The organism is Pseudomonadota bacterium, assembly GCA_034660915.1.
Lineage (GTDB): Bacteria > Desulfobacterota > Anaeroferrophillalia > Anaeroferrophillales > Anaeroferrophillaceae > DQWO01.
On sequence record JAYEKE010000207.1, the window covers coordinates 1 to 8,289 of the forward strand.

Annotated in this window: 6 protein-coding genes; all 6 read left to right on the plus strand. The window is 49.8% G+C overall.

Features of this window, described 5'->3' with window-relative positions; genetic code table 11:
- Positions 1–320 precede the first annotated feature (320 nt).
- The 6 genes from waaF to U9P07_11615 all read left to right on the plus strand — a co-directional run bounded on the left by waaF (position 321) and on the right by U9P07_11615 (position 8,231).
- Positions 321–1,361: a lipopolysaccharide heptosyltransferase II gene (gene waaF / locus U9P07_11590; GenBank protein MEA2110049.1), complete on the plus strand. Its 1,041-nt coding sequence runs from the start codon at positions 321–323 to the stop codon at positions 1,359–1,361.
- A gap of 3 nt (positions 1,362–1,364) precedes the next feature.
- Positions 1,365–2,864: a glycosyltransferase family 9 protein gene (locus U9P07_11595; protein ID MEA2110050.1), complete on the plus strand. Its 1,500-nt coding sequence runs from the start codon at positions 1,365–1,367 to the stop codon at positions 2,862–2,864.
- A 105-nt stretch (positions 2,865–2,969) separates the two neighbouring features.
- A complete protein-coding gene (locus tag U9P07_11600; GenBank protein ID MEA2110051.1) occupies positions 2,970–4,487 on the plus strand; it encodes a radical SAM protein in 1,518 nt (505 codons plus the stop codon).
- A gap of 15 nt (positions 4,488–4,502) precedes the next feature.
- Entirely contained in the window at positions 4,503–6,239 is a 1,737-nt protein-coding gene (locus tag U9P07_11605) for an ABC transporter ATP-binding protein (GenBank protein MEA2110052.1), read from the plus strand.
- Positions 6,239–6,943, plus strand: coding sequence for a lysophospholipid acyltransferase family protein (locus U9P07_11610; GenBank protein MEA2110053.1), 705 nt, complete (start codon positions 6,239–6,241; stop codon positions 6,941–6,943). The genes U9P07_11605 and U9P07_11610 overlap by 1 nt, the downstream gene beginning before the upstream one ends.
- Positions 6,924–8,231, plus strand: a complete 1,308-nt coding sequence (locus U9P07_11615) for a 3-deoxy-D-manno-octulosonic acid transferase (GenBank protein MEA2110054.1) — start codon at positions 6,924–6,926, stop codon at positions 8,229–8,231. Before U9P07_11610 ends, U9P07_11615 begins: the two co-directional genes overlap by 20 nt.
- Positions 8,232–8,289: the final 58 nt, after the last annotated feature.

The window sequence follows — 8,289 nt, forward strand, 5'->3', positions numbered from 1 at the left end:
GCCTGTCTGCGTGCGGCACGCACAGGCAGGCCATGGACGGCCGGCGAGAATGAGCGAGAGCCATGCCGGAACATCCGGGGAAATTGCTTTAGCGCGTCCCACAGTTTAGCTGTTTTTAGCGCAACTTAAGAAAGTTGAGTAAACAGGATGTAGTGGGACTGAACTTTAGCGTAATTTCTGATAATCTGATTGAAAAAGAGGAGATATTGCTCTATACAATGTGGTGTTTTGATGGTGTGCATGTCAGACCTATGAGCTTTTTTTGATCATTATGTTGAACGTTGATAACAGTTGTTTCGCCGGTTTGCGAAAGAGACCCTATGGGAACTGATCGCCAAACGATTATTGTTTTTTGCCCCAACTGGGTAGGCGATGTTGTCATGGCAACGCCGGTGTTTTCCTGTCTGCGGCGTAATTTTGCCGGCGCCCGCCTGGTCGGTGTTATTAGAAAATATGCTGAGGGGGTGGTCGCGGACGGTCCCTGGTTTGATCATCTTATTGCCTGCGATGACAAAACTACCAGAGGCTTTTTTGCCCTGGTGCAAACGATCCGCCGCCTGCACCCGGAGACTGCCATTGTTCTGCCAAATTCATTACGTTCCACCCTGGCTGTGTGGCTTGCCGGAGTGAATAATATCTATGGCTACCGGAGAAATTATCGCTCACTATTGTTGAGTGGTGGTCCTATACCTATCCCTGAAGGGAAAGGCTTTTTGCCGGTCCCCATGGTGGAGTATTATCTGAATATCTGCCGTTGGCTTGGTCTGGAAATCCCGGAGCAGACAAATCCGGTGCTGTATATCTCAAATGAGATTGGCGAAAAAGGCCGGCAGCTGCTTGAGAAATACGGAATTCATTCAGAAGATATGGTCATCGGCTTGAATCCCGGGGCCAAATTCGGTTCGTCAAAATGCTGGCCCCCCGACTATTTTGCCAGGCTGGCGGAGTTGTTTGCCGACCGATGGAACTGTAAAATTCTGCTCTTTGCCGGTCCCGGGGAGGGTGAAATCGCGAAGTCCATTTGTGAAACCAGTCAAGCGGAGATTATCAACACCGGTCCTGACAAGGTTGATTTGTCACTTTTGAAATATCTGGTAAAAAGATGTCAGCTCCTGGTGACCAATGATACGGGTCCCAGGCACTATGCCGTTGCTTTCAACGTGCCGGTGGTGGTGGTCATGGGGCCTACCGATCCTCGCTATACGGCGGCAAACCTGGAAAAAACCCTGGTCTTGCGCCGGGAGCTGGATTGTTCTCCCTGTCATCAGAAAGAATGTCCCAGAAACCATGAATGCATGGTAATGATAAAGCCGGAAACCGTCTTTGAGGGCAGTGAAAGGTTGCTGGAAAAACTCAGGTAAAAGATGAAATCTTCCTATTACAGCCGGAAATGGTCGACCCTGAAAAAGAAAGGTGCTGCTGCCGATGATCTGCGCCGGCTGGCTCGGCAAATCGCCTATTCATTTATGGATTATTACCTGCAGGATTGCCGTTATGCCGATGAGTATATAGACCTGCTGTGCGAGATGATGACTTTTTCTGATGATCCGGACCTTACTCATCATGCCGCTGCGGCCCTGTTCAGTATTATCGTCGAAAGTCTCTGTGATGATTTCGAGGAGCTGCAGACCATAACTTACAACAAGATCATGGTCCAGGTGATTACCTTCTGCCGCCGGGTTCCAGGGGGGAAGGATCTGGACCTGACCCTGAAAAAGTTCGGTATCCAGACGGCCGACGATCTTCTGGCACGGATAAACCGGGTAAGGGCCAACCATAACTCTTTATCCCGTCACCGGCAGGTGCGAAAAATTCTCCTCTTGTCCCGGGTTACCATCGGGGCTGATATCGCGGTAACCAGCGTGATTTTCCAGCGTCTCAGCAAGGTTTTTCCGGAAGCTGAATTTGTGCTGATCGGCGGCAGCAAGCTGGAAGAGTTGTACGGAGGAAATCCTCGTATCCGCTTCAGGCAACTGGCTTATTCCAGAAAAGGAGGGCTTCTGGAGCGTTTGTCAAGCTGGTATGCCGCATTAGAGGTTATCCAGCAGGAAGAAGCAGCTGCCGGTGGTGAGAATGAGGTTGTCCTGATTGATCCGGACTCGCGTATTTCGCAGCTGGGAATTTTACCGCTGGTGCCACTGGATCGCTATTATTTTTTCGACAGTCGTTCCGGCAGTTCGTTTAATTACCATGTCTCCATGCCGGAACTGGCCAACTCCTGGTTGGACACCATTCTTGATGAGAAGGATTTTTGCTATCCTGCAGTGTGGTTTCCTGAACCCTTACAGGAAATTGCCGGCAAATATTGTCATCTGCTGAGGCGTAGGGGAGCCCAAAGGATCATTGTGGTCAACTTCGGTGTCGGCGGCAACCCGCGGAAAAGGGTCGGCCGGCGCTTTGAGGAGAACTTGATTCTCACTCTCCTGCGTGAGCCGAATACGGTTATCCTGCTGGATAAAGGATTTGGCAAGCAGGAACTGGATGACGCCAATGCCATGCTTGACGCGATTGAAAAACATGGTTATGCCACTATCCATACGGTATTTGGGGTTGAGAATAATGACGGACTGGCATCGGGAGTTATAGGTTTCCAGAGCAGGATTGGAGAAATAGGGGCTTTGATTGCCAACAGTGATGAATTTATCGGCTATGATTCCGCTTGCCAGCACATCAGTGTGGCCCTTGAAATACCTTGTATAACTATTTTCGCCGGCTCCAATAATATGCGTTTTATCCGTCGCTGGAGTGCCTACGGTCGCCGGAGCAGCCATATTGTGCATGTTGATACCCTCACCGATGCTGCTGCCATAGATGTCGAAGGCATCATTACCCGCGTCATGCATCATCGAAAAGGCTATGATTGATGGACCGGATAGTAATCGTTGGGGACACCATTTTTACTTCAATGGCAAATTATGGCGGTGTACAGTTCCTTTAACCTTTAACCTTTAACCTTGTACCCTTCTTTTATGAAAATACTTTTTGTCTATCCCAACGCTCATTCACAGGTTGGGTTCAACTATGGCGTTGCCCATCTGTCCGCGGTGCTTAAACAGGCCGGCCATACGGTTGAACTTTGGCATTTATGTGAAGATTTAGAGCCCCTGCCGTCTCAAGAGCAATTTAGTCAGCGGCTTAAACAGCTGGCTCCGGATGTCATTGGTTTTTCGGTGGTTACCAATCAATGGGCTTATGCCAGGAAACTGGCTGAGTGGGCCCGCCAGGCGACCGATGCGCTTTTGGTGTGCGGTGGTATTCATGCCATGGCCGCCCCGGAAGAGATCCTGGCAACCGCCGTTTTTGATTACATCATGCGTGGTGAATCTGAAGAGGCGTTTTTAGATTTTGTCGAGACCCTGTCCCGGGGAGAAGATGTTTCCAGCCTCAGGAATCTCGGGTACAGGAAAGGTGAGGCAATTCAGATAAACCCTGTTCGTCCGTTGCCGGAGCTTACCAGCCTGCCTTTTAAGGATTATGATATTTTTGATTTTCAGAAAATTATCGATGTGAAACATGGCTGGGTTGGCTTAATGGCCTCCCGTGGCTGTCCGTTTTCCTGTACTTATTGTTTCAACCACCAGATGGTATCGATCTATAGGAAGGATCTGCATTGCAGTTTTAAAAAGCTGAACTATATCAGATTTTTTGAAGTCGAGCAGGTTATTGATGAGATCCAATACCTGCTGGGGCGCTATCAGAATATTACCATGTTTATTTTTGACGATGATCTTTTCACTTTTTCCCGGGAATATATCAAGGAGTTTTGCGCTGCCTACAAGAAAGTCTGCTCCCTGCCCTTTGTCGTCAATGCCCATGTTGGTTTTTTTGATGAAGAAAGAGCCCGTTATCTGGTGGACGCGGGTTGCAAAATTGTCAAGTTCGGGGTTGAAAGCGGCAACGAAAAAATTCGCGCGACTATACTTCAACGACATATGAAGAATGAGAAAATAACCAGTGCCATCCAGACTGCCAATAATCTCGGTCTTCATACATCTGTTTTTTTGATGATCGGGCTGCCGGATGAAGGTTATGAAGAGGTTATGGATACGATCAAATTAGTGGCCAGGGCGAAGCCTGGCCGTTACCGCTGGTCATTTTTCTTTCCCTTTCCCGGTACCAAGGCCTACGAACTTAGTGTTCGAGGGAACTATATCAATTATGATAAGATGTCCCACATGGAAAATTTTACCGCCCGGTCATGTCTTGATTTTGGCGCGGAACATAATCTTTTTCTGGAAAAAGTGGGGCGGGTTATGCCCTGGTTTGTCAACGCTTATTCGGACCTGCCGGTGGCTGCATCCTACGTTGAAAAAGTTGAGGAGATCCTCACCCTGGATGCTCAGGGCTGGCAAGAGAGAAAAGAGACCCTGCTGCAGGAAGATGAAGCCATGTCTGCCGGTTTCGTTAATCAGGGTTTAAGTCATTACGCTATAAAATATAATCCCTTCATGGGAGTTATCTCCGATTATTTCATTAACGAAGCATAGCTTGGATCCACTATTGTGAAAAAAAAGAACCTGGCAGTTTTCCGACGCTTCCTGGCTTATTCGCTTCCCTATAAGGGGAGAGTGTTTATCGCCGTGGTGGCCTCTTTGCTGGTTGCTGGATCGAATGTTGCCGTCGCCAAGCTGATTCAGCCTCTGGTGGATAAAATTATTGCCGCCGGGGATGTCTCGCTGATTAAGCTGGTTCCTCTGGTTGTTGTTGTCCTGGCGATCATCAAAGGACTGGCTCGTTACGGACAGGAATATTTTCTGAAGACCGCTGGTCAGCTGGTGGTGCAGGACCTTCGTAATGAGATTTATACCCATTCACTTTCATTGTCCATGGGCTATTTTTCCCGTCATTCATCCGGGCAGCTTTTATCGAAAATTATCAATGATGTCGGCATATTGCAGCGTTCAGCGGCAGATGTTCTGGTGGGGGGGATACGGGAAAGTTTTTCTTTGATCGGACTGACTGTGCTGGCTTTCTATAATGATTGGCAGCTGGCTTCGGTTGCCTTTCTGATTTTGCCGGTGGCCATTGTTCCCGCATCGGTTATCGGCCGCAAAATTAAAAATAACACCCGTAAAGGGCTGCAGGCCATGGGTAGCCTCAGTGCTATTTTGCAGGAGACTTATATCGGCATAAAAGTAATGAAATCCTTTGGCCGGGAGGAGGATGAGTCTTTTCAGTTTGCTCAGGAAAACCAGCGTTATTATCATTTTATCAGAAAGGTGCTCAAATATAATTCAGCCACGGCTCCTATTGTTGAATTGTTAGGTTCGCTGGGGATGGCGGGGGTGGCCTGGTATGGTTTGCACCGGGTTTTTTCCGGGGCCATGACCCAGGGGGAGCTGTTCTCCTTCGTCGCGGCGGTGGCGATGATGTATGGCCCGGTGAAAAAATTAAGCAAAGTAAATAACCTGGTGCATACCTCAATCGGGGCCGCGGAGCGGGTTTTTGAAGTTATTGATGAAAAACCTGAGATCACCTTTTCTTCCGATCCGGTTTCTTTAGGTCGTGCGCAGGGTGCCGTTGCTTTTCACCAGGTAACCTTCGCCTATGACAGCCTGCCGGTATTGAAAAAGGTTTCCCTCACGGTTTCACCCGGTGAGGTGGTTGCCCTGGTTGGTCCCAGCGGTTCGGGAAAAACCACCATGGTTGGTTTGCTGAATCGTTTTTATGATCCCCAGGAAGGAGTTATTACCATTGACGGGGTGGATATTCGTCGTCTTTCCCTGGCGGATCTGACTGGAAATATCGCTTTGGTGGACCAGGAAACCTTTCTTTTCCATGATACGATCATGAATAATATCCGCTATGGTCGACAGGATGCCAGCGATGATGAGGTGGTCCTGGCGGCCCGGCAAGCCTGTGCCGATGAATTTATTGACCTCCTGCCCGAAAAATATCAAACCAGCATTGGTGATCGCGGGCTGCGCCTTTCCGGGGGGCAGCGACAAAGGATTTGTATTGCCCGGGCGATCATGCGGGATGCACCCATTCTGATTTTAGACGAGGCAACAAGTGCTCTCGATACCGAGAGTGAAGCGATGGTCCAGAAAGCCCTGGCTAATTTGATGGCCAACCGGACGACCTTTGTTATTGCTCATCGGTTGTCAACCGTGCGCCATGCGGATACCATTGTGGTCATTGAAGGCGGTGAAATCCGCGATCTGGGAAGCCATGATGATCTTCTTGCTGAAGAGGGGCTCTATAAAAAACTGTATGAAATGCAGTTTGAAGATGGGTAATGAAAAAGAAAAAGAAAAGAATTGTCGACTGGCTGCTCTTGAATCTGCTGCCGCCCCTGGCCGCATTGATTATCCGTTGTCTGGCCCGCCTGACCAGGCTGGATAATGTCGGCATGGAGTACTGGCGTCAATGCCGGCAAAAGGGAAGTGGAGTCATCATCTCTTTCTGGCATGACCAGTTGTTTTTGATGGTTAAAGGCAACCCCACTAAGGAGGGGGCTAAAATTCTTATCAGTTCATCCAGGGATGGTGAATTGATTGCCCGGACTATGCGTTATTTTGGTCATGACGTGATCCGTGGTTCTTCCACCCGGGGAGGAAGGACAGCCTTGAAAGAGATGGCCTTGCTGGCCGGGGAGCCGGCAGATTTAGGTATAACTCCTGATGGTCCCCGGGGACCGCGCCACCAGCTTAAACCCGGGGTGGCACATTTGGCCAGATTGACAGGCCGGCCGGTGCTGCCCCTGGCTTTTGCCTGCAGCCGGGGACGGCGCTTTAGCTCCTGGGACCGTTTTCTGCTGCCGTACCCATTCGGTCGCGGAGTTTTTGTCCTTGGCAAGCCGGTGTACTATAATCAAGGTGCCGTGCCGGCAGGCAGGCAGGAGGATATGAAAGACTTTCAATCCCGGTTGTCCGCGGCCATGGAAGAAACGAATCGACAGGCGGAGGAGTATTTGGAGAAACATGGTTTATCTGCTGTATGATCTGGTGCTGTTGCTGGCAGCGATGTTATTGATTCCCTTTTACTATTTTCGCGGCCCGCGGGCCGGCAGTTTCCGTCAGGGAACGGCTGAACGTCTGGGTTTTTATGATTCGCGCAAACTGGCAGCTATTAAGGCGGAAAAGGTATTCTGGCTGCACGCGGTTTCGGTCGGGGAACTCAGGGCGGCGGTGCCGCTGGTGAAGGCATTAAAAAAAGGTTATCCGGAAGTGGAGCTGGTGGTTTCCTATGTTACTGAAACCGGACATGAAATTGCTGCCGGCATTCCTGAAATTGATCACAGTGTCTTTTTCCCTTATGATTTATCCTGGGTGGTGCGCAAGGCCCTGGCTGCAATCAGTCCCGTCTTGATTGTCATCCTGGAAACTGAGATCTGGCCGAATTTTACCCGCCATGCCAGACGGCGGAAAATACCGATAGTAATGGTAAACGGGAGAATTTCCGACCACTCCTTTCCCCGCTATCGTCTGGCAAGGAAGTTGTTCTCCCGGACATTGCAGCAATTTTCGCTGTTCTGCATGCAGACTGATCTGGACGCCCGACGGATAAAGTTGATGGGGGCGCCGGAGCATCTGGTCAAGGTCTCAGGAAATATAAAGTTTGATCTGGACGCAGCCGTACCGACAGTCACCGAACTATGTTCCATCAGGGAGCTTTTCCGGCTGCCTGAAGAAGAGCTTATCTGGATAGCCGGCAGCACTCATGCCGGTGAAGAAGAAATTATTATATCCGTCTACCGGCGGTTACTCGCGGCCGGCCAGCGGCTGCTGCTGGTTCTGGTTCCTCGGCATCCTGAACGGGCATCCTCGGTAGGCGATGTCCTGCAAAAGGAGGATTTTTCCTTTATCCGCCGCAGTGAGCTGGAAAAAAAAGGAATGAAGCCGGCCGTCGGTTCCGTGCTGCTGGTTGATACGGTTGGTGAACTGCAAAAGCTCTATGCCGTGGCCGATGTTGTTTTTGTTGGCGGCAGCCTGGTCCCGGTGGGCGGGCACAACATTCTCGAGGCATCCGCGGTCAAGAAACCGGTTGTTTTCGGGCCTCATATGCATAATTTCAAGGAAATATCCCGATTGCTGCTGACCGCCGGTGGCGGTGTCATGGTTGCCGATAAAGATGAATTATTCAATATTATGAATCGTTTGCTGAATAATTGCTCTGAGCGCCTTGCTCTCGGTGAAAGAGGCTATCGGCAGATAACTGAGCATGCCGGGGCCACGGCTTTTACTCTAAGGTCGATCCAGCAGGTACTGGCAAAGAGAGAAGAGCTTTAATTACGCTGACCAAATTAATTTTTCAAACATCCCACTTGACTTGCACTTTAGTAGTGTA

Excerpts from the sequence above, each read along its gene's own strand:
- waaF (MEA2110049.1), top strand. The coding sequence starts at position 321 with ATGGGAACTGATCGCCAAACGATTATTGTTTTTTGCCCCAACTGGGTA.
- U9P07_11595 (MEA2110050.1), top strand. The coding sequence starts at position 1,365 with ATGAAATCTTCCTATTACAGCCGGAAATGGTCGACCCTGAAAAAGAAA.
- U9P07_11600 (MEA2110051.1), top strand. The coding sequence starts at position 2,970 with ATGAAAATACTTTTTGTCTATCCCAACGCTCATTCACAGGTTGGGTTC.
- U9P07_11610 (MEA2110053.1), top strand. The coding sequence starts at position 6,239 with ATGAAAAAGAAAAAGAAAAGAATTGTCGACTGGCTGCTCTTGAATCTG.
- U9P07_11615 (MEA2110054.1), top strand. The coding sequence starts at position 6,924 with ATGGTTTATCTGCTGTATGATCTGGTGCTGTTGCTGGCAGCGATGTTA.